Consider the following 25,904-nt stretch of genomic DNA (forward strand, 5'->3'; position numbering starts at 1 on the left):
TTCGCGCAGGCGGGGGGCGTGGCCCGGCGCCGGGGCGGGAACAGGGGCGGCTACTTCATGCCGGCTGTCGCGATGCCCTGGGTGAAGTGCCGTTGCAGCGCGATGAAGACGGCCAGGACGGGGAGGACGACGAGGAGTGAGCCGGCCATGAGCATTCCGTTGCCGCCGCCCACGGTGCGGTTGGGGTCGTTGGCGAAGGTCGCGAGGGCCACCGGCAGCGTGTACTTGCCGGGGTCGTTGGTGGCCACCAGCGGCCAGACGAAGTTGTTCCACGAGCCGAGGCAGGTGAAGAGCGTCAGCGTCGCCAGGGCGGGCTTGACCAGCGGCATCACGATGCGCCAGAAGATGTACCACTCGCCGGCGCCGTCGATCCTGGCCGCTTCGAGCAGCTCGTCGGGGACGGACTGCATGAACTGCCGCATCAGGAACACGCCGAAGGCCCCGGCGGCGAAGGGCAGGACGAGCCCCGCGTAACTGTCGATGAGGCCGAGCTTTGTCATCAGTACGTACAGCGGGAGGATCATGAGGTTGCCGGGCACCATCAGTGCCGCGAGCACGATGGCGAAGACCCTGGACCGGCCGGCGAACCTCAGCTTCGCCAGGGCGTAGCCCAGCATCGAGCAGAACAGCAGGTTGCAGACGGTGACCAGTACGGCGACGATCACCGAGTTCATGAAGTAGCGCGGCATGTCGAGCCGGTCGAAGAGGTCCGTGAAGCTCTTCAGTGTCCACTCGGACGGGACCCAGACCGGCTCGCTGGCGGTCAGTTCCTTCTTGGTCTTGAAGGCGGACAGCGCCATCCACAGGAACGGCGCCACCATGACCAGCAGGCCGACGGACAGCAGTACGTACGTCACCGGCCTGCGCACCCGGCCGGTGTGCGGCGGGCGTACCGGCCGGTGGACGGAGGCGGCCTCGGGGGCCTTGTGGGCGCTCACTTGGTGTTGTCCTTCAGCAGGCGGAGCTGGAGCACCGTGACGCCCATGATCACGAGGAAGAGGACGTACGCCATCGCGCTCGCGTAGCCCATGTGGAAGAAGTTGAAGCCCTCGCGGTACATGTTCAGGGACACGGTCAGCGTGGAGTCCGAAGGCCCGCCCTGCGTCATCACGAACGGTTCCTCGAAGACGTTGAGGTAGCCGATGGTGGTGATCACCGTGGTGTAGAGCATCGTCGGCCGAAGCAGCGGCACGGTGATCCGGCGGAACTCCTGCCAGGCTCCCGCGCCGTCGAGTCTCGCGGCCTCCCGGACCTCCGTCGGGATGGCCTGGAGTCCGGCGATGAACAGGACCATGACCGTACCCAGGTTGCGCCAGACCGCCATCGCGATGATCGACGGCATGGCCAGGGTCTCCGAGCCCAGGAAGTCCGGTGCGGTCACGCCGAGTTCGGCGGCGATGCCGGAGATCAGGCCGTCCGACGGGTCGAGCACGAAGCGCCAGACGACCGCGACCGCGACGATGGTGGTGACCACGGGGGCGTAGAAGCCGACCCGGAAGAAGGTACGGGCGCGGTCGATGCCGTTGTTCAGCAGGACCGCGACCACGAGCCCCAGCAGGATCGTCAGGGGGACGCCGACGGCCACGAAGTACGCCGTGTTGAACAGCGCGGTGAGGAACTTGTCGTCGTCGAAGAGCTTCACGTAGTTGTCGAAGCCGACGAACCGGGCGTCCAGCGGGTGGGTGACGTGGAACGTTCCGAAGTCGGTGAAGCTCATCAGGAGCGTCGCGACGATCGGGAACGCCATGAAGACCGTGAACAGCACGAGGAAGGGAGTGGAGAACAGCCAGCCGGCCAGGTTCTGTGCACCCATGGAGCGCTGCCCGCGCGGTCCGCGCCGCCCCGGCCCGGGGGCCGGGGACCCCGCGGTCCCCGGCCCGGGGGCCGGGGACCCCGCGGTCCCCGGCCCGGCCTTCGCCTCCGCCGCGTCGGCGGCCGTGCCGGTCGTGGTGCCCATGACGGCTACTCCACCAGGCTTTCGATCTCGGACTGCGCCTTGTCCAGTGCGGCCTTCGCGGAGGACTCGCCCTGTGTGACGGACTCGATCGCGGTGTCGACCTTGGAGGTGATCTCGGTCCACTTCGGCTGGACCGGGGAGACCTTGGCGGTCTCCATCTGGGTGCGCCAGACCTTCAGGCCGGGGTCGGTGGCGAGCCTGCCGGAATCCCAGGCCCTGATGTTGGCGGGCAGGTCACTGGTGCGTTTGAACCAGTCGGCCTGGCCCTTGGCGTCGGTCAGGTAGCTGATGAACTTCGCGGCGGCGGCCTTGTGTCCGCTGTTCTTGGAGATCACCAGGCTGGAGCCGCCGGCCATGGAGACGGAGGTCTTGTCGGTGGGGACGTTCGCGACGGCCCACCTGCCGGCCAGGTCCGGGTAGTTGTCCTTGAGCAGGCTCATGATCCACGGGCCGGAGAAGAACATCGGGACGGAGCCCTTGTTGAAGTCCTTCGTCACGTCGTAGCCGGGACGGACGGACTTCTCGGACAGGCCCTTATTGAAGTAACTCCCGTAGTTCTCCAGGGCCTTGACGGCCTCCGGGCTGTTGATGACCGCCTTGCCGCCGTCGGTGACGATCTCGCCGCCCGCGGAGTACAGGAACTGGTAGAAGCTCTGCACGGTGTCCAGGCCGCCCGGCTGGATCGACAGGCCCCACTTGGTGCCCGCCTTGTCCTGGTAGGTCTGGGCCATCGTCTGGAGGTCGGCCATGGTGGCCGGGGCCTTGGTGATGCCGGCCTTCTTGGCGAGGTCGGTGCGGTAGTAGAGGACGCGGGTGTCGACATACCACGGCACGCCGTAGGTGTTGCCGTCGATCGTGCTCTGCTTCCAGCCCGCCGGGAAGAAGGTCTTCTCGCTGAAGGTCTTGGTGTCGACCGGCTCCAGGACTCCCATCTCCGCGAACTCGCCCATGTAACTGCCGCCCATCTGCGCGATGTCGGGCAGCTTGCCACCGGCGGCGGCGGCGACCAGCTTCTGGTGGGCGACGTCCCAGCCGACGGGGGTGACCTTGACCGTGATGTTCGGGTTGGCCTTCTCGTACCCCTTGGCCACGTCGGCGAGCTTCTCGCCCTCGGCGCCCATGGCCCACACGGTGAGGGTCTGCTTCTTGCCGGCGGCGGCATCCTCACTGCCGGAGCCTCCGCACGCGGTGAGGGTCAATGCCGTGACTGCTGCGACGGCGACCGAAGCGGTTCTGGCGGTGCGGTGCATGGACGGCTCCTCGGGCGTTCCGTGAATGTATGCGCTGCCTGTAAGCGCATACATCACTGTGGTTCGGCCTTTCCGGTGTGACAAGAGGCGCTTTGGTCACGCTTTCGTAACGAGCGCGACATCTGTGGGGGATTCCCCTGTGCGCCTGGGCGCGCCGGGCTGTTCGCACCGTATGCCGGATGTCTGGGCGCTGGTCGCGGTGGTGACCGATCGTGGGCGGCGGTGAGTCGATGTGCCGCCACCACCGTCGGCCTCCCGAAGTCGCCGATGCCCTGCGGTACTTCGGGCGGCGGCACGGCGGAGGCCCGCGCCGGTTTCGTTACCCGAGTCCTGTGACCTGGGGCTGTCTGACGATTCGCGTCGGATCAGGCCACGGCGTCTGGTGCCGTGCATCGCGAGGCGGAGGGGCGCCCGCGTACTGGGCGGACACGGGCGATCCCGAAAGCGCCGCGAGGTGCGGTGCCAGGCCACGCGGGCAGGGCGGGAACGGTCGGACAGCTCCTACGCGCAGCCGCAGCTCGCCCTGCGGGCCACCGAGACCGGCAGCACCAGGGAGACGGGGTCGCCGGAGCGGGTGCCGTTCAGGCGTTCCACCAGCAGTTCCACGGCCGCCTCGCCGAGGCGGCGCATCGGCTGGCGGACGGTGGTGAGCGCGGGGCGGACCAGACGGCTGAGAGGGATGCCGTCGAAGCCGGTGACAGCCACGTCCTCGGGCACCCGCACTCCGCGCCGCTCCAGGGTGTGCAGCGCGCCCACGGCCATCTGATCGTTGGCGAAGACCATGGCCTGCGGGGGCAGGTCCTCCCGGCCGAGGAGCAGGTCGGCGGCCCGTGCCCCCTCGGCCTGGGTCATCATCCCGACCAGGACGTCGGCCTCGTCCCGTACGGGGACACCGGCCCCCCGGCACGCCTGCTGGTAGCCGAGGAACCGGGCCGCGGCGTCCGGCGACGTCTCCTCCGTACCGACGAACGCGAGGCGGCGCAGGCCGTGGTCCTCGATGAGGTGCCGGGTGAGTTCGCGCTGGCCGTCGGCGTTGGCGACCTCGATGTGGTCGAGGTGGTCCAGTTCCTCTTCCTCCCTGGGCCCCGCCAGCATGACGACGGGCTGGCGCCGCGAGATCAGGCCGAGGTCCTCGGTCGGCACCGTCCTGGACAGGACGGCGAAACCGTCGACCCGTCCGGCCACCTTGGCGACCAGGCTCTCCGGGCCGCCCCTCAGGGAGGCCGCGATGAGCAGGGCGTAGCCGTGCCGCCGGGCGGCGCGCTCCATGCCGCGGATGATCTGGTCGGAGTAGAGCGTGAAGGCCCGGTCCTCGTCGGCGTCGGCCGCCGCGGCCTCGCTCTCGGTGTCCGGGTCGGAGTAGTCCGGGAAGCAGAGGCCGAGGACGCCGGTGGAGCGGCTGGCGAGCCCGCGGGCGTTGCCGCTGGGCACGTAGCCGAGTTCGCGGGCGGCGGCGAGGACCCGCTCGCGGGTCTGGGCGCGGACGGAGTCCGAGTTGCGGTAGACACGGGACACGGTGGCGATGGAGACCCCGGACCGTTCGGCGACGTCGTACACCGTGGGGGCTGTGCTCACTGGGTGGACCCCCGGAGTCGTCAGAATGCGTGCGCGTGTTTGAAAGCGCATTCACCCTAGGTGTGGATGCCACGAACGGGCAAGGCGGCACGGTGCGTGCCGCGCCGGGGCGGAGTTCCCGGCCCGGCGTGCTGGGGTGCCGGGCTGTTCCGATGGGCGGCTGTTCGCCTGAACTCGGTGTCGTCGCCGACGGTCACGGGGATTCTCGCTCCGGTCCTGACGCCGATCCCGGCATGGACGTCGAGCCCCGGGCAATCGCCGGTGACCCGGCCCTCGGTGGTCAACTGCCCCCCGCCGCCCCCGAGTTGCCCGTTTCGTCAGGAGCCCAGAAGACCCCGGACAGGTGGTCGATGAAGGACGGGTCGGGGCGGCGGAACCAGTAGCCGGTGGTGGAGCGGCCGAAGACGCCGGTGCGGGTGAGGTCGATCATCAACTCGGCGGCCTTGACCAGGAGTCCGTCGGCGTCGACGATCGGGACGCCGTCGATCTCGGTGACTCCCTCGTGCCAGAGGATCTCGTTCGGCAGGCCCTCGCCGGGGATCAGGAGTTGGGCGCCGCGGGCGATGGCCTGGCGGGCGGAGTCGGTGAAGGCGGCGCGGAAGCGGTCCGGGTCGCCGGTCAGGGCCTCGCCGACGACGGCGGCGCCGTCGGCGAGGTACTCGAAGCCGACGAAACGGTGGGCCAGGCCGGACGCGGTGATGTTCTCCCGGAGGGGTTCGGCCAGTTCCGGGATGAAGCCGACCACGGCGAAGCGCTGGCCGCTCATCGCCGCGAAGTGGTAGGCCGTCTCGCCGTAGCCGAGGACGGGGATGCCGGCGAGGGTGCGGGCTTCCCGCAGTCCGGGGTCCTGGCTGGTGGCGATGACGAAGGCGTCGTAGCCCTGGGCTTCGGCGGCGAGTGCCTGGCGGGAGAAGTACGTGCTGAAGAACGTCTCGACGGCGCCGAACCGCACCACCCCCTCCGGAATGGCGGCGGGGTAGGCGGCCCGCGGCAGGGTGTGGATGTCGACCTCGGTGTCGCTCCCCACCAACTGCTTGAGGTGCTCGCGGTACCAGGTGTCGAGCAGGGGGAGCCTGCCTTCCACGGTGTGCTTCTGGAACCAGATCCGCTTCGTCATCGCGCTGCTCCCGCACTTGTGTGCGCGCCCGGCTCTTCCATGGGCGGCCGGGTGTCGAACATCGACGCTTCGAGCAGGTACCGGCGGGCCGCGTCCTCGTCCCCGGCGATCCGCCGCAGGTCGGCGACGGCGGAGGCGAGCGCGCCGGACTGCCCGTCCGCACCGGCGGCCCGCTGCTCGGTGCGGGGGATGACGACCTCCGAGACGACGCGGCGGCGCCGGTCCGCGGCCTGCGCCAGGGCGTCCGGCCCGGCGTCGCCGTGTACCACTGCGGCCAGTGCGGACGCGAGGTCGAAGGCGTCGTGGAGCCCGCAGTTCATGTTCATCCCGCCCGCGGTGGTGGTGATGTGGGCGGCGTCGCCGGCGAAGAGGACGCGGCCCTGCCGGAAGGTGTCGGCGACATGGTGGCGGTTGCTGTAGAGGTGTGCGTCCTCAACCTGGACGCCCGGCGCTATCCGGTCGACCAGTGCGCGTACCGCCTCGGGTGCCAGCAGTTCCTCGTCGGGGCGGTCGTCCACGACCCGGAAGATGAACCTCCAGTGGTCGCGCATCCGCAGCAGGCTGCACGAGCCGCGGTCGTCCCGGACGTAGGTCATCCCGGCGAGGCCCGGCAGGTGGTCGCGCAGGTCCCCGTGGGTGATGACGCGCAGGGCGCGCGAGGCATAGGCGTCGCCGGGGAAGCCCACGCCGAGCTGCTCGCGGATTCCGCTGCCCGCGCCGTCGGCGGCGAGGACGTAGTCCGCGGTGACGGTGGTGGGCCCGTCGGGGCCGTGCACCGTCACCCGCACCCCGTCCGCGTCCTCCCGGATGCTTCCGGCCCTGGCCTGGAAGCGCAGGGCGTCGGGCTGGAGCGCGGTCAGCCGGTCCGCCAGCAGCGGTGTGAGCTGGGTCTGTTCGGCGTGCAGACGGAACGGGTAGCGGGTCTCGGCCGAGAGCAGGGAGAACGGCAGACGGGCGTGGATGCCGCCGTCGAGGTCCCGCCACTGGAGCTCGTCGACGGCGACCCCCAGGGGGAGGAACCGGTCGGCGACTCCGGCCGCGTTCAGCAGCTCCAGTGTGGCCGCGTGGAACGTGGAGGCCTTCGAGTCCAGTCCCAGTGCGGCGCGCTGCTCCAGCACCACGACGTCCACACCGGCCTGGGCGAGCCGCAGCCCCGCGAACAGGCCCACCGGGCCCGCGCCGGCGATCAGCACCCTGGTCTTCACGAGGCCACCCCCGCGGCCGGGACCTGGCGGTGAAGGCGCTGGAGCAGCGGATGACCGGCGGTGCCGGGCCGGACCGTCGAGGCCATCCACCACGCCCCGCAGAGGTTGGACGAGAGGGTGACCCGGTCGTTGCCCTCGCCGAGGGCCTGCATGGCGCGCACCGTCGGCATTCCGGTGCCGGTGAAGAGGATCGCGGCGTCCTCGGGCACCCCGGCGGCCTCCACCTGCGCGGTGAGTTCCTCGGGCGTCACGTCGTACGGGGAGAAGCGGTCGGTGGCGCGTACCGGGACGACGCCGCGGACCGTGAAGCCGGCGCGCGACCAGTACCGCTCGGAGAGTTCGGTCAGCCAGGGCTCGTAGGGGGAGGCGACGAAGAGTTCACCGCGGCCGGTGGCGCGCAGGGCGTCGGTGATGGCGAGGGTGGCGGACCGTACGGGGAAGCCGGCCTGGGCGGAGAGCCGTGCGCACAGGTCCGCGTCCTGCGCCGGTTCCAGGAGGTAGTGCGAGCCGGTGCAGGCGATGAAGTACGCGCCCAACCGCAGTGTCCCGAACGAGGCGACGGCGTCCGGCAGGGCGTCGAGGTAGCCCTGGTTCCGCTGCCGCTGGTCCCGGTTGGCGAACACCGGGAAGCGGGTGGTGTGGGCGATGATCCCGGGGTCGAGCAGGGCGTGCATCTCCGGTTCCACGGTCGGGTTGGCCGGGGGGACGACGACGCCTACGCGGGCCTGGGGCAGGCCGGTGTCCGCCGTCATGCCGCACCGCCTCGGCCGAGGGGGCTCTGCACATGCTGGGGTTCGAGGTAGGCGGCGAGGCCCCACTCGCCGCCCTCGCGGCCGAGCCCGCTGTGCCCGAAGCCGCCGAACGGCGCGTCGGGGCGGAGTCCCGCGGCCTCGTTGATGCTCACGGTGCCGGCCCGCAGCCGGCCCGCGATCCGCTCGGCGAGTACGGGGTCGCCCTGGAGGTAGGCGGACAGCCCGTAGCGGGTGCCGTTGGCTGTCCGGACGGCCTCGTCCAGGTCGGCGTAGGGCATCAGAACGGCCACGGGGCCGAACACCTCTTCCTGTGCGAGGGGGTCGTCGTTGCCGATCCCGGTGATCAGATGCGGGTTGACCCACCACCCGTCCTGGTGGTCCGGCCGTCCGCCGCCGAGGGCGACGGTCGCGCCGCGGTCGACGGCCCCGGCGACCATGTCCTCGATGCGCGCGCGGTGTTCGGGGCGGATCACGGGGCCCACCACGGTGTCCGGGCGCCATGGGTCGCCGACGGTGAGGCTGTCGTAGACGGGCTTGCTGGCCTGGAGGAAGGCGTCGAGTTCGGAGCGGTGGACCAGGATGCGGGTGGGGGAGGCGCAGCCCTGGCCGGCGTTGCGCGCGTACCGTGGGTGCAGTGCCGCGGCCGCCGCGCGGAGGTCGGCGCCGGGGAGGACGATCGCGGCCGACTTCCCGCCGAGTTCCAGTGTGACGCGCTTGAGGCCGGGCGCGGCCTGGGCCACGATCTGGCGGCCGACGCCGTCGGAACCGGTGAACGACACCTTGTCCACCGCCGGATGCTCGGTCAGCGCGCGCCCGACCTCCGGGCCCCCGACGACCACATTGAGCACCCCCGGCGGCAGCCCCGCCTCCACCGCGATCCGGCCGAGTTCCAGCACCGCCAGCGGCGCGCGCGGCGAGGGCATCAGGACGACCGTGCACCCGGCGGCGAGCGCGGCGCCCACCTTCCACATCCCCAGGTGCAGCGGGTAGTTGTACGCCGAGATCGCCGCCACCACACCGACCGGGCGGCCGTAGACGACGCCGCGCCGGGGCACTCCGTAGTCGGTGGTGCCCAGATCGCGGTGGGCCGGGGTCCGCGCGGCGTCCGCGAACCACCTCAACTGGTCGATGGGGTACTGGACTTGGAGCTTCTCGGCCAGGGTGACGGGGGTGCCGACCTCGCCGATGACGGTGGCGAGCAGCCGGTCGAAGCGTTCCTCCATGGCGTCGGCGAGCCGGTGCAGATGCCCGGCCCGCCGGTCGCCGTCGAGGTCCGCCCAGCCGGGGAAGGCCCGCCGCGCCGACGCGACGGCGGCTTCGGTCTGCTCGGTCGACGCCTCGGGAATCTCGGCGAGTTGACGCCCGGTGGCCGGGTCGTAGACGGTCAGCGGTGTGCCCGTGCCGACGACTTCGGCGCCGTCGACGGTCATCGCCGGGTTCAGGTGGAGAGGCAGGTCCGCGCGGGGATCGCGCGGCGCGAGCGGGCTCATACGAGGTGCTCCTTACCGGCAAGTGAGCCGATGGCTCCGTCGATTGCGTCCAGGGTCAGCGCCAGGTCCTCATCGGTGTGCGCGGACGAGAGGTACATCAGGCCGCGGGGGAGCGTCTGCACACCGCGTCGCAGCAGCGCCTGGGTCAGCGACAGCGTCCGCTCCCGGTCGACGCCGGACAGCGCGGCGATGGTGGGGACGGCGTCGGTCCCCGCGAAGAGCTGCACGGTCCCGCCGAGGGAGTTGGCCGCCACCTCGACGCCGTACCGGGTCGCCGCCGCACGCACCTGCGCGGCGATCGCACCGGCCTGGCCCTCCATCCGCGGGTACAGCTCCTCGGCGTGCGACTCCAGGTACCGCAGGCACGCCAGCGCCGCCGCCACCGACACCGGGTTGCCGTTGAAGGTGCCCCGGTGCATGACGGTCCCGGAGGAGATGGGCGCCATGGCCGCGGTGCTGCCGGACACGGCGCTGATCGGCATCCCGGCACCGAGGGCCTTGCCCAGGACGGTGAGGTCCGGGGTCACACCGAAGCGTTCCTGGGCGCCGCCGAGCGCCAGCCGGAAACCGGTGATCACCTCGTCGAAGACCAGCAACGCCCCGTGGCTGCGGGTGAGTTGGCGGGCCTCCTCCAGGAAGCCCGGCGGCGGGGCGAAGCAGCCCGCGTTGACCGCGGCCGGCTCCATGATGACCGCGGCCACGTCGTCGGAGAGGTGGGCCCGCAGCGCCTCGGTGTCCCCCCAGTCCAGCACCGTGACGTTCCGCAGGGCGTCCGGGTCCTGGCCCGCCGTGGTGGCGCCGTCGACGCCGGGCGCGTTCGCCAGATGGATGCCGTCGAACCAACCGTGGTAGTGGCCGCGGAACTTCAGCACCCGGGGCCGGCCGGTGGCCGCGCGGGCGACGCGCAGCGCCAGATGCACCGCCTCGGTTCCGCTGCTGACGAAGCTGGTGAGTTCGGCGCCGGGCACCAGCCCTGCGATCGCCTCCGCCAGATCGGCCTCACCGCGGTGCACCGAGCCGGTCCTCAGCCCGTCGGCCAACTCCGCGCGTACGGCGTCCAGTACGGGCTGCGGGCTGTGGCCGAGGATGAGGGGGCCGTAGCCCATGGCGTAGTCCACGAAGGTGTTTCCGTCGACGTCGACCAGGTGGGCTTCGCGGGCGCTGGCGACGGCCAGCGGTACCGGGAGCTGGGTGGAGCGCGGTGAGGACGAGACGCCGAGCGGCAGGACGGAACGGGCCCGGAGCCGGTGCGCCCGCGATCCCGCGAACTGGTCCTCCGCGTCCTCCGTATCCGCTCGCCGGCGGGTTTCGCTTTCTTGGTCGTGCAGGGTCACAGGGGTTTCCTTCTACCGTGCGTGGTGATCGTCGGACGCCCAGAAGACGACACGCTTCTGCGCGGTTTTGACAATGAAGTGCAGGAGCAGCGCCATCAGGGAGAGAACGATCAGCAGGGCGAACATCTCCGCGATGTCGAATTTGTAGTTCGCCTGCAGAACGAGATATCCGAGGCCGTACTTGGCTCCCACGAACTCGCCGACGACGGCACCGGTCAGAGCCAGCAGCGCCGCGATGTCGAGCCCGGCGAAGATGAACGGCAGGGCGTTGGGGACCCGCACTTTGACGAATACCTGCCGCCTGCTCGCGCCGAAGGAACGGAGCATCTCCAACTGCGCCGGGTCGGAGGCGCGCAGCCCCTCGATGACGTTGACGAGCAGCGGGAAGAACGCGATCAGCGCGGAGATGACGACCTTCGAGGTGAGGTCGAAGCCGAACCACAGCACGATCAGCGGGGCGAGTGCCACGATCGGGATCGCCTGGAAGGCGACCACATACGGCATCAGGCTCTTCTCCAGAAGGCGGAACTGCGAGATGGCGACACCCAGGGCCATGGCGATTCCGCAGCCGACCGCATAACCGATCAGAGCCTCGGTCATGGTCACGCGCACGTTGTACCAGAAAAGGGCGTCGGTCATGTTCCCGAGCAGTGCCGAGAAGATGGCGCTGGGCCGCGGGAGGACGAATGCGGGCACGTCGAAGACCTGCACGCCGATTTCCCAGAGGCCGACGGTGACGATGAACACCAGCGGCACCAGATAGAACTCCGGGCGCTCCGAGAGGTCCAGACGGCGCCGGCGGCGTCCGGGCTCCGGAGAACCCGCCGGCGGGGAATTGCCGGTATCTCCGCCGGACACGTCGCCCGGTGTTTCCGGGCGGACTTTGTTCAGGCTCATGGTCGACGCCCTCAATCTATTGCTGCGACTTGGTCGAAATGCGCACGAATCCGGGTGGTGGCCTCGACCCCGGCTTTCGACGTGAGATCGGCCAGCGATCGGGTCCGCGGCAGGTCGACGGGCACGATCTCGGCGATCCGGCCGGGCCGTGGCGTCATCACCACGACCCGGTCGGCCAGGAACACCGCCTCCGGGATCGAGTGCGTCACAAAGACGATGGTCTTGCCGCTGCCCAGCCAGATGCGTCGCAGTTCCTCGTTCATGAACTCGCGCGTCATGGCGTCCAGCGCCCCGAAGGGCTCGTCCATCAGGAGAACGGCGGGGTCGTGCACCAGCGCCCGGCAGATGCCGGCGCGCTGCTGCATACCTCCGGAGAGTTCCCGGGGGTACTTCTCCTCGAATCCGCCGAGGCCGACCGTCGCCATCAGCTTCTTGGCGCGCTCGGTGTACCGCTGCCGGTCGAGCCGCTGCACCTCGATCGGGATCATCACGTTCTGCTCGATGGTCCGCCACGGCAGCAGGGTGGGCGTCTGGAAGACCACCCCCACCTCGGGCAGCGGCCCGTTGATGACCCGGCCTCCCACGGTCGCCTCGCCGTCGTAGGTGGTCACCAGACCGGCCAGGATGTTCATCAGCGTGGTCTTGCCGCAGCCGGACGGCCCGACCAGGGCGATGAACTCCCCCTCGGCGACGTCGAGTTGGATGTCATCCAGGGCGACCGTCGGGGCGGAACGTTTCGGCTTGTAGATTTTTGACAGGTTCCTGACGCTGATCAGGGTGCTTCCGGCAGTGGCAGGCATGGCGGTTTCCTCAGCGCTTCTCGATGACTTTCTTGCGATCGAAGTTGTAGATGTCCTTCATCAGGGAGTTGTCCCAGACATCGGAGACCTTGATCTTCTTCTTGGTCATCTCGCCGTCCTCCGCGAACGTCACCACCGATTCCCAGCGGTCGTTCGGGATATCCAGCCAGTCGCCCCACTTCGTCGGGTCCTTCTCGCCCTCCGGAATGGCCCCCGCTATGTCGAGCTTCAGCACTTCGAGGGTGTCCTTGAACTTCTTGCCCGAGGGGTCGTCGCAGCCCTCGAAGGCGCCCGGGAATTCCTTGCACCCCATCTTCAGGGCCTCTTCGGGGTGGGTGGCGCTGTAGATCAGGCCCTTGTAGGCGGCGCGGGTGAAGCCGGTCAGCGCGGTCCTGCTCTTCTTGTCCTTCAGCTCGTCGTCGCGGGTCGCGAACGTCACGCTGAACAACTCGTCCATCAGCTTCGGGCGCTTCAGCATCCGCACCTTGACCCCGTTGTCCTCCATGAGTGCGAACCCGTCGACGTAGGTGTCCACCGCGTCGACCTTGCCGCTCTTGAGCGCCGTCGCCGCCGGGGCGCCGGTGCCGACCGGGACGATCTCGACGTCCTTCGTGGTCAGCCCGGCGGACTTCAGGGTGGCCACCAGGTCCGAGTAGGAGGCCGAGGCCAGGCTGATCACGCCGATGGTCTTGCCCTTGAGGTCCTCGACGCGCTTGATCTTGGAGTCGCTCGACACCCCGATGTAGTACGGCCAGACCACGGTGGCGCCGGCGTAGCCCTTGACCGGGGTGCCCTTGTCGACGGCCGAGGCGATGTTCGGCGCGGAGGCGAAGGCCGCGTCCGCGCTGCGGCTGGCCAGCACCTGGAGCGCCGCGGTGGAGCCGTCCGCCTTGACCACGCCGACGTTCAGGTCCTCCTCGGCGAAGTACCCCAACTGCTTGGGTACCGCGTACTCGTAGATCTCCTGACCGGGAGTGAGGGTGGCGCGGGCGAGTGCCACGGTGAACTTCCGCTTGCCGCTGCCGCCCCCGGTGCTCTCCTGCGGGGCACACGCGGACAGTGCCGTCGCGGCGACGACGAAACCCACAGCTGTGAGCCGCGCGATCGTTTTGGTTCTCATTCGAGGCTTCCTTTCGAGAAGCGTTCCGTACAGCGGTACAGCGATGAGGGGCCTCACTGTGTCACCGAGCCGGACGACACGTCAATGAATTCACATGGAATTTACGTACATAGCTGCATCTGTCGCGGATAACGAAATGCGCAGCCGAAGATGGCCAACTCGCGCTTACGGAATTGTGTTCCGTCCAGCGAAACGAAGAGCGGGGAGTCAGGCGAGGATGCCGCGGTCCCTCAGGTCACCGAGTAGAGCGTCGTCGTACCCGAGCTCGTCGCGGAGGATGGCGTCAGTATCGCGGCCTCTTGGGCGTCCGGTCGAGCGGATACGTCCGGGGGTCCGGCTCATCCGCCACATCACGTTCTGCATCCGCATCGGCCCGAGGTCCTCGTCGTCGACGGTGGTGACGAGGTCGAGGGCGCGCACCTGGGGGTCGTCGAGCAGTTCGCTGGGCCGGTAGACGGGGGCCACCGCGGCGCCGGCGGCGGCGAAGGCCTCCATCACCTCGTCCCGGGTGCGCTCCGCTATCCAGCCGCCCACATAGGCGTCGAGTTCCTCGGCGTGCCGGGCGCGCTCACGGCCGCTGCGGAACCAGGGCTGGTCGATGACGTCCGGCCGCCCGACGAGCCGCAGGACCCGCTCGGCCACCCGGTCGGCACTGGTCGACACCGCCAGCCAGTGCCCGTCCCGGCTGCGGTAGGTGTTGCGCGGGGCGTTGTTCTGTGACCTGTTGCCGGTACGGCCCTGGTCGATGCCGAGCTGGTCGGCGTAGATGACGCCGGGGCCGACGGCGGTCATGATCGGGCTCAGCAGGTCGAGGTCGACCACCTGGCCGCGGCCCCCGTTCGCGGCGCGGTGGTAGAGCGCCATCGAGACGGCGGCGGCGCCCGCGACCCCGGCGATGGAGTCGGCCAGCCCGAAGGCGGGGAGCGTCGGCGGCCCGCTCGGCTCACCGGTCAGGTGCGCGAACCCGCTCATCGCCTCCACGAGGGTGCCGAACGCGGGCCGGGCCGCGTACGGGCCGCTCTGGCCGAAGCCGGTGACCCGCAGCAGGATCAGCCCCGGGTTGTCGGCGGACAGCTCGGGATAGCCGAGGCCCCACCGCTCCAGCGTTCCCGGGCGGAAGTTCTCTATGACGACGTCGGCGGTCGCGGCCAGCCGGCGGAAGATCCGGGCGCCGTCCTCGTCGCCGAGGTTCAGCCCGAGGGTGCGCTTGTTGCGGCTGATCATCTTCCACCACAGCGGCTGGCCGTCCTTGGCCAGGCCGTGGCCGCGCATCCCGTCGCCACGGCTGGGGTGCTCGACCTTGATGACGTCCGCCCCGAAGTCGCCGAGGATCTGCGCCGCCAGCGGTCCGGCCAGGATGGTGGAGGCGTCCACCACCCGCAGTCCGGCCAGCGGGCCGTCCGTCTCCGTCGCGGTCATGGGGTCACCGTCCGCCGTGGAGTGCCGCGCATCGGGGGTCACCGCTTCTGCGGCCGGTGGACGTACCGGCCGTGCGGGGTGCCGGTGACATTGCCGTCCGCCAGGACGCGGTGGCCCCGCACCCAGGTGTCGGTCACGCGGGCACCGAGTTCGAACCCCTCGAAGGGGGTGTACTCCTGGGTGGAGCGGGAGTCGTCGGCGTGCACCGTCCAGGAGCGGGCGGGGTCGACCAGGCAGAAGTCCGCGTCGTAGCCGACGCCGATGGTGCCCTTGGTCAGCAGGCCGTACCGCTGCGCCGGGTTCCACGCGGTGAGCCGGGCGATCTGCTGGTACGACAGCCCGCGGCGGCCGCCCTCGCCGATGAGTCCGGGCAGCAGGTACTCGGCGCCGCCGAAGCCCGACTTGGCGGCGAAGACATCGGTGCGCGGGTCGCCGAACTTCTTCTCGTCACGGCAGCAGGCGTGGTCGCTGGCCACCCAGTCGACGTTCCCGGCCAGTACGTGCTCCCACAGCGACTCCCGGTCCGCGGGCGGGCGCAGCGGAGGGTTGACCTTGCCGCCGAGGCCGTGGGCGTTCTCGACGTCGGCCAGCAGGTGGCCGATGGTGACCTCGCGCCGGAAGTCGACGTGCTCGAAGGTGGCGGCCATCAGCATCGCCGCCCGCAGCGCCTTGGCGGAGGACAGGTGCAGCAGGTTGATGTTCGGCAGTCGGGTCTCGTCGGCGAGGAACGCGGCCGTGGTCACCGCGAGCGCCTCGGAGTGCGGTGGGCGGGAGGCGCTGTAGGCGGCGAGACCTCGCAGGGCGCCTTCCTGCTCGACCAGCCTGGTGTAGGCGGTCATGATCTCGGCGGTCTCGCAGTGCAGCGACAGAGAGATGTGGTCCGCCTTGTCCCCGAACTTCTCCCGGGCCGCCTGGACCCCGCGCATGACGAACTCGAAGTGCGCCAGGTCGTACCGCTCGTCGGGCGGCGTCATCAGGAACTGGCTCTGGTCGGCGGACCGCCCGTGCAGCCCGTAACCGCCGTAGAACATGAAGATCTTGAACGAGGTCACACCGTGGTCCTCGACCAACGACGGGATCTCGTCGATGTGTTGGCGCGTCATCGGCGCCAGGTGGAAGGCGTAGTCCACCAGGGAGTGGTCCCGCGCCTGTTCCAGCACCATCGGGAAGAACTCGGCGTACGGCCCGCCGCGGTTCAGGTAGTACTGCCCGGTCCGCATGTAGTTGAGGGCCGTCGTCACCCCGCCCTGGACGCAGGCGCGGCTCTCGGAGGCGGCGTCCTCGGCGAGGCTGTTGTAGATGCCCCAGTGCTGGTGGGCGTCGACCGCGCCGGGGAAGGCCAGCAGTCCGCGGCCGTCGACGACGGTCTCGGCCTCCTCGGGGCGGATGTCGAGTTCGAGCCTGGTGAACCTGCCGTCGGTGATGCCGATGTCCAGCTCGTCGCCGTCGGGGGAGCCGTCGGGGCGTACCACCACGACGTTCTTGATCAGGGTCTGAAGTGTTCTCATCGAGCCCTTCTTCCGGCGTGCTGCCCGGCCGCGGAGCGGTTCGGGAACGGACAACCCTTGCGTTCCGCTAAACGGAACATGCATTGGTCATGGATGATGGCACCCGATGGCTCAAAATGACAAGAGTGGCGCGATATGCGGTTCCAGGAGGGGGCGCTTCCGTCGGGCGGGAACGTAGGTTAGGGTTTTGGTGTTCCGTTCAGCGAAACGATGTTCGCTGTCAGTGCTCGATGAGATGGAGGTGCGAGATGGCCGAGGCTCAGGGGACCGAGTCCGCGGCACGGGTGGCCGATGTGCTGCTGCTGTTCACCGACGGACCCGACCGACTCGGAGTGTCCGCGGTCGCCCGCGAGCTGAACCTCTCCAAGGCCGTCGTCCACCGCATCCTGCAGACCCTGCTCGACCGCGGCCTGGTCAGCAGCGACCCGGACACCCGCAGCTACGCACTGGGCCCCGCCGCCGCCGCCCTCGGCGCCCGGGCCCTGCGCGAGTCGCACATCCGGCGGGTGGCCCTCCCGGTCCTCGGCAGCCTGCAACAGGCGACCGGCGAGACCACCACCCTGTCCGCCCGGGTGCCGGACGGCAGGGTGTACCTGGAGCAGGTCGAGAGCCGGCTCGAAATCAAGATGACGGTCGAGGTCGGCCGCCGCTTCCCGCTGCACGCCGGAAGCTCCGGCATGGCCATCCTCGCCTTCCTGCCGCCCGCCGAACGCGAAGAGCTACTCGCCGGCACGCTGCGGGCGTTGACCACCCGGACCGTCGTCGACGCCGGCGAACTGCGCCGGCACATCGACCGGACCCGCCGCCTCGGCTACGCGACCTCCGACGGCCAGCGGCAGGAGGGCGCCTCCTCGGTCGCCGCCCCGGTCTTCGGCGTCGACGGCACCGTCCTCGGCTCGGTGTCCGTCTGCGGCCCCGCCCACCGCATCGGCACCGAAGCCCGGGAGAGCATCGCCCCCCTGCTGCGCGAGGCCGCCGACCGCGTCTCCCGCGGGATGGGCTGGCGCGGCGGCCTGCCCACCGAATCCGGGCAGGACCGACGGTGACCGGCCCGGCCGTGCCCCGCTCCTGGCTCTACGTCCCCGGCCACCGTCCCGAACGGGTCGCCAAGGCACTGGCCAGCGGGGCCGACGCGGTGGTGATCGACCTGGAGGACGCGGTGCCCGCCGACCGGAAGGACACCGCCAGAGACACCGTCACCCGCCTCGACCACACCGGCCGGCCTGGCCTCTGGGTGCGCGTCAACGACCCGCGCACCCCGTGGGGGCAGGCCGATCTGGCGGCCGCCGCCCAGTGGCGGGTGGACGGGATACGCCTGCCGCGGGCCGAGGACGAACAGATGGTCCGCACCGTCGCGGCCCGCCAGCCGCACCCCGTGCAACTCCTGGTCGAGACCGCCCTCGGCCTCTCCCGCGCGGCCCGGCTGGCGGCCGCCGACCCCGCCGTGGCGGGCATCGGCCTCGGCGAGGCCGACCTCGCCGCCGACCTCTGCCTCGCCTCGCCGGACGGACTCGACTGGGCCCGCGGCCAGATCGTGGTGGCCGCCCGCGCCGCCGGACTGCCCTCACCGGTGCAGAGCGTCTGGACCGATGTCGCCGACCTCGACGGACTGCGCCGCAGCAGCCGGGTCGGCCGCGCGGCCGGCTTCCACGGCCGGTCCATCGTGCACCCGCGCCAGATCGACGTGGTGCACGAGGTGTACTCGGCCACCGCCGAGGAAGTCCGCACCGCGCGGGCCGTCCTGCGTACCGCCGAGGAGGCGCGGGCCCGCGGCGAGAGCGCCGTCCTCGACGCCGAAGGCCGCTTCATCGACCCCGCCGTGGTCGAGGGCGCCCGCATGATCCTGCTGCGCGCGGGGCCGCTCCCCGACCCCGCGCCCACCCGCCGCACGATCGCCGAATCAGGAGACGCCTCATGACCGATCAACTCCAGGCCGCCGTACCCGGCACCCGGGACGCCCTGCTGTCGGCCGTCACCGCCGGAGTGCGGCTGGTCGAACTCGGGCATCCGCACTTCACCGGGATGCCGTGCTCGCCGAACCACCCGGGCTTCCGGATGAGCCTCCAACGCCGGCACGGCGACATGGTCAGACCGGACGGAGGGTCCGCCGCCAACGAACTGATCGTCACCGGCGGCCATGTCGGCACCCATGTCGACGCCCTCTCCCACGTCAGCCACGACGGACTGCTGCACGGCGGGATCGACGCCGCCGAGGCGCAGACCGGGGGCCGGTTCTCCGCCCTCGGCGCCGAGCACACCCCCGCACTGCTCGCCCGCGGCGTCCTGCTGGACATCGCCGCCCTCCACGGCACCGACATCCTCCCGCCCGGCTACGGCATCACCGCGGACGACCTCCAGCAGGCCGCCGACCGCGCCGGCGTCGAGGTCGGCGGCGGCGACGTGGTCCTGATCCGCACGGGCTGGGCACGCCACTTCGACAGCCCGGCGACCTACCTCGGCCAGCAGGACGGGGTGCCCGGGGCGGCCCCCGAGGCCGCCCGCTGGCTCGCCGACCGCGGTGTGCACACCACCGGCGCCGACACCACGGCCTACGAGCAGGTGCGGCCGGGCGCCGGGCACAGTGTGCTGCCCGTGCACCGGATCTTGCTGGTCGAGGCCGGCATCCACATCATCGAGCACCTCAACCTGGAGGCGGCCGCGGAGCAGTCGCTGACGGAGTTCACGTTCATCTCCGCGCCGCTGCGGATCGTCGGCGGCACCGGCTCACCGATCCGCCCCGTCGCGGCGGTCTCCGCATGACCGCCACCTCCACGGCGCCCCCGCTCACCGTCGTCCAGCAACTCGCCCAACTCGCCCACCGCACACGGCAGTCGGGCCTCACGGCGGACCTCCGGGAGGACGTCGCACGCCGGGTGCTCGACTTCGTCGGCAACAGCATCGCCGCCCGGGACGAGCCCTCCGCACGCGCGGTCACCGCCCTGGTACGCGAGTGGGGCGGCCCCGCCGAAGCCACCGCCATCGGCACCGGGCTGCGGGTACCGGCACCCGCGGCCGCCCTGGTCAACGGGACACTCGCGCACTCCCTCGACTTCGACGACACCCACCTGCCCTCCGTACTGCACCCGTCGTCCTCCGTACTGGCGGCCGCCCTCGCCGTGGCCGAGGCCCGCGAGGCCGACGGCGGTCGACTCCTGGACGCCGCCGGGGTCGGCATCGAGATCGCCGTACGCCTGGGCATGGGCGGCTACGACCGGGACAGCGGCAACTCGGAGTTCTTCGAACGCGGCCAGCACGCCACCTCCATCTGCGGCGCGGTCGGCGCCGCAGTCGCCGCCGCGATGCTGAGCGGCTGCGACGCCGAACTCATCGGCCACGCCGCGGGGATCGCGGCCAGCATGGGCGCCGGGCTACTCGAAGCCAACCGGACCGGCGGCACCGTGAAACGGGTCCACTGCGGCTGGGCGGCCCACGCCGGAGTGGTCGCCGCCGGCCTCGCCCGCCACGGACTCACCGGCCCCCCGACCGTGGTCGAAGGACGCTTCGGCTTCCTGCACGCCTTCTGCGGGGAGCGGGCCAACGTCGACGCCGTGCTCACCGGCCTCGGCGAACACTGGGAACTGCCCGGCATCTTCTTCAAGCCCTACCCGTGCAACCACTTCACGCACGCCGGGATCGACGCGGCACTCGACCTGCGCGGACGCGGCATCACCGCCGACGCCATCGCGGAGATCGAACTGGGGGTCCCCACCCCCGTACTCCGCACCATCGCCGAGCCCGCGGCGGCCAAGGCCCGCCCGGAATCCGGCTACCACGCCGCCTTCAGCGGGCCGTACACCGTGGCCGCCGCCCTCCTCGGCGGGGACGGACTGGGCGTCGGCCACGCCGACTTCACCGACGCGGCGGCCCGCGACGAGACCCGGCTCCGGCTCGCCGCGCGGGTGCGCTGCGTCCCCGACGCCCACTGCGACGCGATCTTCCCCCAGCAGTTCCCCGCCGTCCTCCGCGCCCTGCTCCACGACGGCAGCCGCCACGAAATACGGGTCGACGCCAACCGAGGAGGCCCCGGCAACCCCCTGACCTCCGATGAACTCGCCCGCAAGTTCCGCTCCAACACCCTGACCGCACTGGACGACGGCACAGCGGCCGAAGTGACCCGAGCGGCACTCGCCCTCGCCCACGGCGGCGACCCGAAGGACCTGATGACCCACACCGGTTGACGCCGGGCCATATCGAAGGGGGTGCACACCGCGTGCACACCCGCTCCCCGCCAAGTGGGCCCCGGCCGGGCCGACTTGTCAGGTGGGCTGGTGCTCCTTCTCCAGCGCCTCCTTCAGGCGCTGGAGGGTGGTCTTCATGGACTGGCGGTTGTGCGTGGCCCGGTCCTGGACGCCGCTGACCTTAGTGCCGATGAAGCGTATGAACCAGCCGCGCTGGTCGGTCCACGTCTCGGTGACCTTCGTCCCCCGACCGTGGTCGAGCGGTTCGAACTCGTAGCTCCAGATCGCGACGCGCTGCCCGGCGGCGCGGGTGAGGAAGGTGAACCGTTCACCGGGCTCAGCCCGGGTCACCGTGCACTGGGTCGACCAAGGCCGCCTGTCGGAGCGGTTGTGACCGGTGAACTTCATGCCCGGCCGCACTTCCGGGGACGGGCCGTCGTCCTTGACGTCGGCGCCGGTGCACTCGGGGCTCCAGCGGCCCATGTCGGCCACATTCGTCACCGCTTCGTACACGGCGCCCGGCGGCACAGCGATCTCTATGGACTCGGAAACTTCCGCTTCCATCCCCACCCCTTCCAGAAGTCGATTTCGGCTCGGCACAATAGCCCCTCGCGGAAGGGCAGTTCACCGCAGACCCAGGTACACACCGCGGCCAGCACGCCGACGGCCGCCGTCAGAACCGGGGATCGATGGCCGAGGACTTGCCACCTGGCTCGCTACCCAAGCGTCGGCGATTTCCCTACGGTGGCTTCGACGAGGTCGTGAAGGTACTCAAGGGGGTTCTGTGGAAGCCGAGTTGGCGGCGCTGGCGGCGTCCGGGGCGACGACACTGGTCGGGCTGATGGTGTCGGAGACCTGGACGCAGGCGAGGGACCGAGTGGCCCGGTTCTTCGCCCGTGGCGGTGAGGACGGCTCCGCTGAGGAGGAACTGCGGCTGTCCCGGCGGGAGTTGATGGACGCTCAGGCGGCGCGGGACGAACTCGCCGGGGCCGACATCGAGGCCGCCTGGCGGACCCGGTTACGGCGCGTCCTGCTGGCCGACCCGCGGGCCGCGGAGGAACTCCGGTCACTGCTCGCGGAGTTGGACCCGGACGCCCAGCACGGCCCCGCTGTCTCCGTGCACAACACCATCAGCGGCGGCGTACAGCACGGCCCCGTCGTCCAGGGGCAGAACTTCACCGGCCTCACCTTCGGCGCCTCCGGAACAACCCCGCCCGACGAGGGTGCCGGAGCCGCCCGATGAGCGGGAGTTCCGCGGACCACCCAGGACGTCCGTACGTCAGGAACGAACTGGCCGGAAACGTCGACGGCCCGGTCGTCCAGGCCCAGGAGATCCACGGCGGCATCACGTTCAACGTCCAGCAGGCGGCGCCCGACGGTCCGGTCGTCCGTCCGGATCAGGTGCCGCCGCTGACCGTGCGGTGCGTCAACCACACAGAAGAACTCTCCTTCCTGGACTCGGGCTTACCCGCCGGTACACACGGATCCGCCGCCATCGGCTTCGACGTGATCACCGGCCTCCCCGGTGTCGGCAAGACGACTCTGGCCTGCCGGTGGGCCGGTGCGGTCCACGACCGGTTCCCGGACGGACAGATCTTCATCGACTACGCGGCACTGCGCCGGCAGGCGGGCGGTGATGTGTCGGCGGCCGTGGTGATGTGCCTGCGCGCCCTCGGGGTGCGCGACCCGTACATGCCGAAGTCGCTGGAAGACCTGACCGCGCTCTTCCGTTCCCGGTCCGCCGACCGCCGCCTCCTCATCGTCCTCGACGATGTGAACCAGCCCGGCCAGGTGCGGCCCCTGGTGCCGAAGGGACCGGGCAGCGCGTTACTGGTCACCAGTAACGGCAGGCTGGGTGAACTGACGCTGGACGGGGCGCGCATCGTCCCACTCGAACCGCTGGACCCGGCCAGCGGTCTACGGCTGCTGGCCCAGCGGTGCGGCGAGGAGGCCGTCGAGGCGGAACGTGCCGCGGCCGAACAACTCGTCGCCTTCTGCGCCGGCCTGCCGAAGGCACTGCAACTGGTGGCGGCCCGCCTGGTCACCAGCAGGCGGCTCACGATGAGCCGGCTGGCCGCGGAACTCGCCGACGAGACCCGCCGCCTGCAAGGACTGTCGCTGCGAGGGGAACACTCCATGGCCGCCGTGCTCGACCTCGTCTACCGCGCCCTCCAGCCCGACGCGGCACGGCTCTACCGGCTCCTCGGCTGGCTCCCGGAGCGTACGTTCGACGCCGGCACGGCCGCCGTCGCCGCGTGCCTCGGGGCGGCGGAGGCGGAGGCGCTGCTGGACGTCCTGGAAGACGCCAGCCTCGTCGATGTGACGGAGGACGGCCGCTTCCGCTTCCACGATCTGGTACGTCTGCACGCACGGGAGCGCGCGGCCGAGGAAGCCGATGACGAGCCGCGGGACGGCCGGCGGGCCGTGGTGGAGCGGGTGGCGACCCACTACCTCGCCCTCACCGCGCTCGCCGACCGGGCCGTCCGGCAGGACCGGCTGCGGATCGGGGACCTCACCGACCGCCTGCGGGATGTGCCGGACCCCTTCGCGAGCGAGGGCGGGCCGGATCCGCTGGCCTGGCTGGAGGCCGAACGCCCCAGCATTCTGGCCGTACTTCGGGAGGCGTCCCGGCTCGGACTGCACGAACACGTATGGCAGTTGGCGGAGGGCTTCACCGTGCTCTTCCTGCACCGCAGATATCTGCGGGACTGGCAGGAATCCCTCGAACTGGGAGCCGCCGCAGCCGCGGAGAGCATGGTGCCGGCCGCGGAGGCCCGGCTGCGCAGCCTGCTGTCGCGGCCGCTCATGGACCTCGGGGAGTACGACCGGGCGCGGGCGGAACTGGAGCAGGCGGTCGCCTGCGCCGGGGTGTCGGCGCACCCCGCGCTGACGGCTTCCGTGCAGGAGTTCTTCGGACGCTACTGGGACCGTTTCGACCCCGACCGCGCCATGGAGGCGTACCGGAAGTCCGTCGAGTCCAACATGGAGGCCGGGGAGTGGCGCGGGGTGGCCATCGCCACCTACTTCCTGGGCTGCGCCCAGGACGCCGCGGGCCGCCACGACCAGGCTGCGGACACCTTGCGGCGGGCCCACCAGGACCTGCTGGCCCGTGACGACCAGCGGATGGCGGCACGCGCGATGATCGCCCTGGGCACCGTCCACGACCACCGCGGGGACCCGGACACGGCGATGCGCGTACTGGGGGAAGCGGCGGACGTGTTGCGCGCGCAGCAGGCGACTCACTACGAGGCACAGGCCCTGGTCCTCCTCGCCGGGATCACCGAGCGGACCGGCGGCGCCCGGCAGACCGTACGGGAGCATCTCCTCCGGGCCCACGAGATCTACGAGGCGGGAGGCAGCCCGGAGGCGGCCGCACTGCGGGAACGCCTCGACCGCCTCGGTGGCGGGTGAGCGCCACGATTCAGCGCGGTGGAGCGGCGGTGCCCGGCGGGGGGTTCCTCAGGCGGAGCCCGATGTCCTCCTCCCGGGCACCGATCCGCACCGTGACGAAGACGCCGTCCCACCGCAGGCCCGCGCGCAGGCATGTGTAGACCACGGCTGCCGGCAGTCCCGGATCGACGGCGGGACCGGTGACCGTCGCCTCCACGATCCGCCCGTCGGCCAGCCCCACCAGGAAACAGCCCTTCCCCAGCGCCGTGGCGGCGAGCCGGCAGCCGGGGAAGCGGCTCAGTGTGTCCCGCAGCCAGCCGATCGCGCCGACCGTGGTCCGCGCGGGGCGACGGCACACCAACACCGAGGCACTCTCGGTCAGTTGGCGGTCCCGCTCCTCCTCGTCGCACGCCAGATGCAGATATACGTCTACCTCGGTCGACTCGCCGCGAGCGCAGGAGACGGCCGCGGGATAGCGGCGGACGGCGACCGTCCACTGCCCGTCCCCGCCCCGTACGGCGGTGCTCTCCACCGTCCACGAGGTGACGTCGGTGGCCGGCGGGTCCGGGTGAGGCAAGGTACGGGCACGAGGTGGGGCCGAGCCGGGCTCGGCCAGCTTCAGCAGGCGGTACAGGGCCGTACGCAGCCGTGCGGACGCCTGGCCTGCCTGCGCGAACGCGGTCCGCGAGATCGGTTCGTGGAGTGCGGGGGAGTGGCCCGTGATCACGGAGTCGACCTGCCCGCGCAGATCCTCGCGTGGATCGAGGCGGGGCGCGGCCCGTCCGAGCCTGCCGATCGCCGTCCCCGGCACCGAGTCCTCCCCGAACGCGGCGAGCAGCACCGGCTTGCCCAGCGCGGCCCCGTACAGGGTCACCGATCCGTGGTCCCCGATGACGGCGTCGGCCGCGACCAGCGCCGACCGCCAGGCATGAACCGTGGGCATCAGCAGCAGCCCGGCCTCCAAGGCACCGGCCAGCACGGTACGGATCTGCCAAGTGCCGTGCGCCGACCAGACGTTGGGGTGGACGATCGCGGCGACCCGGTACTCGTCGCACGGCAGCTCGGAGAGCAACCGCGCGGGCAGCTCCGGATCCCGGCCGAGGAGCGACGTCGGCCCCCAGGTGGAACTGAGGACGACCAGACGCTGCCCGCGCGCGACTCCCAGCGCACGTTGGAAGGAAGCGGCCTCCGGGAGACTCGCCGCCAACTCGTCGAAGCAAGGATCCCCGATCACCAGCGTGCGGCCGCCCGCCTTCGGATGCGCGGCGAGTAGCTGCTCCTCCTGGTCCGGGTGGGAGACGGCGAGCCAGGCCCGACCGGTCTCCAGAAGCGAGTCCGAAACAGCACCGGACAGCCGGGTCCGCGCGGTCCGGGAGTCCGGTACGAGCTTCTGGAAGCCGATGCCGTGCGGCAGCACCAGTACGGGGCAGTCACTCTGGGGCACGTCGACGTTCTCACTCGCGGTGACGATGAGGTCGGGTGTGATCGTGCCGAGCTGCGCCCAGGGCATGACCCGGCAACCGGCGTCCTCCAGCAGATCGAGGACTCCGTCGTTGAAGGCGGAGGTGGAGTCATAGGCGAAGACGACGGCCACCCGGCTGTCGTTCCGCAGCAACGCCGGCAGCGATTCCAGCACCCGCACCGTCGAAGTGACCGTACGAGCCGCCACGACCAGCGTCTTCTCGCTGCCGAACGTCCTCCACCGCTCGGGGTCGTGCCCTACCGGGACGCGGAGGTACGGGCCGACGCCGGTGCTCATGACCTGACCACGACGTGCAGCTCGTCGCCGGTCAGCGGCGGATCAGCAACCTCGCGGTTCGCGGTTCGCGGTTCGCGGTTCGCGGTTCGCGGTTCGCGGTTCGCGGTTCGCGGTTCGCGGTTCGCGGTTCGCGGTTCGCGGTTCGCGGTTCGC

General features: G+C 71.0%; 22 protein-coding genes. 6 read left to right on the forward strand and 16 right to left on the reverse strand.

Going from position 1 to position 25,904, the window contains the following annotated elements; genetic code table 11:
• Window positions 1-50: 50 nt before the first annotated feature.
• The 14 genes from ACFVST_RS13585 to ACFVST_RS13650 form a co-directional block, all read right to left on the reverse strand.
• Window positions 51-869: a carbohydrate ABC transporter permease gene (locus ACFVST_RS13585; RefSeq protein ID WP_390150138.1), complete on the reverse strand. Its 819-nt coding sequence runs from the start codon at window positions 867-869 to the stop codon at window positions 51-53.
• Between the two features lie 65 nt (window positions 870-934).
• The gene (locus tag ACFVST_RS13590; RefSeq protein WP_390150051.1) at window positions 935-1,957 is read right to left on the reverse strand and encodes a carbohydrate ABC transporter permease; all 1,023 of its coding nucleotides are present in this window, start codon (window positions 1,955-1,957) and stop codon (window positions 935-937) included.
• 5 nt (window positions 1,958-1,962) lie between these two features.
• Window positions 1,963-3,207, reverse strand: a complete 1,245-nt coding sequence (locus tag ACFVST_RS13595) for a sugar ABC transporter substrate-binding protein (RefSeq protein ID WP_390150054.1) — start codon at window positions 3,205-3,207, stop codon at window positions 1,963-1,965.
• Between the two features lie 501 nt (window positions 3,208-3,708).
• On the reverse strand, window positions 3,709-4,782 hold the full coding sequence (locus tag ACFVST_RS13600; RefSeq protein ID WP_390150057.1) for a LacI family DNA-binding transcriptional regulator: 1,074 nt from the start codon (window positions 4,780-4,782) through the stop codon (window positions 3,709-3,711).
• A gap of 280 nt (window positions 4,783-5,062) precedes the next feature.
• On the reverse strand, window positions 5,063-5,899 hold the full coding sequence (locus ACFVST_RS13605) for an aspartate/glutamate racemase family protein (protein ID WP_390150060.1): 837 nt from the start codon (window positions 5,897-5,899) through the stop codon (window positions 5,063-5,065).
• Window positions 5,896-7,104 carry an FAD-dependent monooxygenase gene (locus tag ACFVST_RS13610; RefSeq protein WP_390150062.1) on the reverse strand — a complete coding sequence of 403 codons (1,209 nt, stop codon included), beginning with the start codon at window positions 7,102-7,104 and terminating at the stop codon, window positions 5,896-5,898. The genes ACFVST_RS13605 and ACFVST_RS13610 overlap by 4 nt, the downstream gene beginning before the upstream one ends.
• A complete protein-coding gene (locus ACFVST_RS13615; protein ID WP_390150065.1) occupies window positions 7,101-7,856 on the reverse strand; it encodes an arylmalonate decarboxylase in 756 nt (251 codons plus the stop codon). The genes ACFVST_RS13610 and ACFVST_RS13615 overlap by 4 nt, the downstream gene beginning before the upstream one ends.
• Window positions 7,853-9,346 (reverse strand): aldehyde dehydrogenase family protein, encoded by a 1,494-nt coding sequence (locus ACFVST_RS13620; protein WP_390150067.1) that lies wholly within the window; start codon window positions 9,344-9,346, stop codon window positions 7,853-7,855. The genes ACFVST_RS13615 and ACFVST_RS13620 overlap by 4 nt, the downstream gene beginning before the upstream one ends.
• Entirely contained in the window at window positions 9,343-10,680 is a 1,338-nt protein-coding gene (locus tag ACFVST_RS13625) for an aspartate aminotransferase family protein (RefSeq protein ID WP_390150070.1), read from the reverse strand. The genes ACFVST_RS13620 and ACFVST_RS13625 overlap by 4 nt, the downstream gene beginning before the upstream one ends.
• A gap of 12 nt (window positions 10,681-10,692) precedes the next feature.
• A complete protein-coding gene (locus tag ACFVST_RS13630; RefSeq protein ID WP_390150073.1) occupies window positions 10,693-11,577 on the reverse strand; it encodes an ABC transporter permease in 885 nt (294 codons plus the stop codon).
• Between the two features lie 11 nt (window positions 11,578-11,588).
• Window positions 11,589-12,377, reverse strand: a complete 789-nt coding sequence (locus ACFVST_RS13635; RefSeq protein WP_390150076.1) for an ABC transporter ATP-binding protein — start codon at window positions 12,375-12,377, stop codon at window positions 11,589-11,591.
• A gap of 10 nt (window positions 12,378-12,387) precedes the next feature.
• Window positions 12,388-13,497 carry an ABC transporter substrate-binding protein gene (locus tag ACFVST_RS13640; RefSeq protein ID WP_390150078.1) on the reverse strand — a complete coding sequence of 370 codons (1,110 nt, stop codon included), beginning with the start codon at window positions 13,495-13,497 and terminating at the stop codon, window positions 12,388-12,390.
• 207 nt (window positions 13,498-13,704) lie between these two features.
• Window positions 13,705-14,916 (reverse strand): CaiB/BaiF CoA transferase family protein, encoded by a 1,212-nt coding sequence (locus ACFVST_RS13645; protein WP_390150082.1) that lies wholly within the window; start codon window positions 14,914-14,916, stop codon window positions 13,705-13,707.
• Between the two features lie 38 nt (window positions 14,917-14,954).
• Window positions 14,955-16,424: a dihydroorotase family protein gene (locus tag ACFVST_RS13650; RefSeq protein WP_390150084.1), complete on the reverse strand. Its 1,470-nt coding sequence runs from the start codon at window positions 16,422-16,424 to the stop codon at window positions 14,955-14,957.
• A gap of 248 nt (window positions 16,425-16,672) precedes the next feature.
• On the opposite strand from ACFVST_RS13650, the gene ACFVST_RS13655 reads away from it, so the two are divergent.
• Genes ACFVST_RS13655 through ACFVST_RS13670 form a run of 4 tightly spaced genes read left to right on the forward strand, consistent with a single transcriptional unit; the run spans window position 16,673 to window position 20,602 of the window.
• Window positions 16,673-17,470 (forward strand): IclR family transcriptional regulator, encoded by a 798-nt coding sequence (locus tag ACFVST_RS13655; protein WP_390150087.1) that lies wholly within the window; start codon window positions 16,673-16,675, stop codon window positions 17,468-17,470.
• Window positions 17,467-18,342 carry an HpcH/HpaI aldolase/citrate lyase family protein gene (locus ACFVST_RS13660; protein WP_390150089.1) on the forward strand — a complete coding sequence of 292 codons (876 nt, stop codon included), beginning with the start codon at window positions 17,467-17,469 and terminating at the stop codon, window positions 18,340-18,342. The genes ACFVST_RS13655 and ACFVST_RS13660 overlap by 4 nt, the downstream gene beginning before the upstream one ends.
• On the forward strand, window positions 18,339-19,184 hold the full coding sequence (locus ACFVST_RS13665; protein ID WP_390150091.1) for a cyclase family protein: 846 nt from the start codon (window positions 18,339-18,341) through the stop codon (window positions 19,182-19,184). The genes ACFVST_RS13660 and ACFVST_RS13665 overlap by 4 nt, the downstream gene beginning before the upstream one ends.
• Entirely contained in the window at window positions 19,181-20,602 is a 1,422-nt protein-coding gene (locus ACFVST_RS13670) for an MmgE/PrpD family protein (RefSeq protein ID WP_390150094.1), read from the forward strand. Before ACFVST_RS13665 ends, ACFVST_RS13670 begins: the two co-directional genes overlap by 4 nt.
• Window positions 20,603-20,680: 78 nt before the next feature.
• Here ACFVST_RS13670 and ACFVST_RS13675 read toward each other — a convergent pair whose 3' ends face one another.
• Complete coding sequence (locus tag ACFVST_RS13675) at window positions 20,681-21,166, reverse strand: SRPBCC family protein (RefSeq protein ID WP_390150097.1); 486 nt, start codon at window positions 21,164-21,166, stop codon at window positions 20,681-20,683.
• Between the two features lie 220 nt (window positions 21,167-21,386).
• Between ACFVST_RS13675 and ACFVST_RS13680 the strand changes: the two genes are divergently transcribed.
• Together ACFVST_RS13680 and ACFVST_RS13685 are read left to right on the forward strand one after the other, a co-directional pair.
• Window positions 21,387-21,845, forward strand: a complete 459-nt coding sequence (locus ACFVST_RS13680; protein ID WP_390150100.1) for a hypothetical protein — start codon at window positions 21,387-21,389, stop codon at window positions 21,843-21,845.
• Window positions 21,842-24,013: an NB-ARC domain-containing protein gene (locus ACFVST_RS13685; protein WP_390150102.1), complete on the forward strand. Its 2,172-nt coding sequence runs from the start codon at window positions 21,842-21,844 to the stop codon at window positions 24,011-24,013. The genes ACFVST_RS13680 and ACFVST_RS13685 overlap by 4 nt, the downstream gene beginning before the upstream one ends.
• 10 nt (window positions 24,014-24,023) lie before the next feature.
• Here the strand turns inward: ACFVST_RS13685 and ACFVST_RS13690 are convergent, their stop codons facing one another.
• Complete coding sequence (locus ACFVST_RS13690; RefSeq protein WP_390150105.1) at window positions 24,024-25,751, reverse strand: hypothetical protein; 1,728 nt, start codon at window positions 25,749-25,751, stop codon at window positions 24,024-24,026.
• Between the last annotated feature and the right edge of the window lie 153 nt (window positions 25,752-25,904).

The sequence above is a fragment of the Streptomyces sp. NPDC058045 genome (genome assembly GCF_042885635.1).
GTDB lineage: Bacteria > Actinomycetota > Actinomycetes > Streptomycetales > Streptomycetaceae > Streptomyces.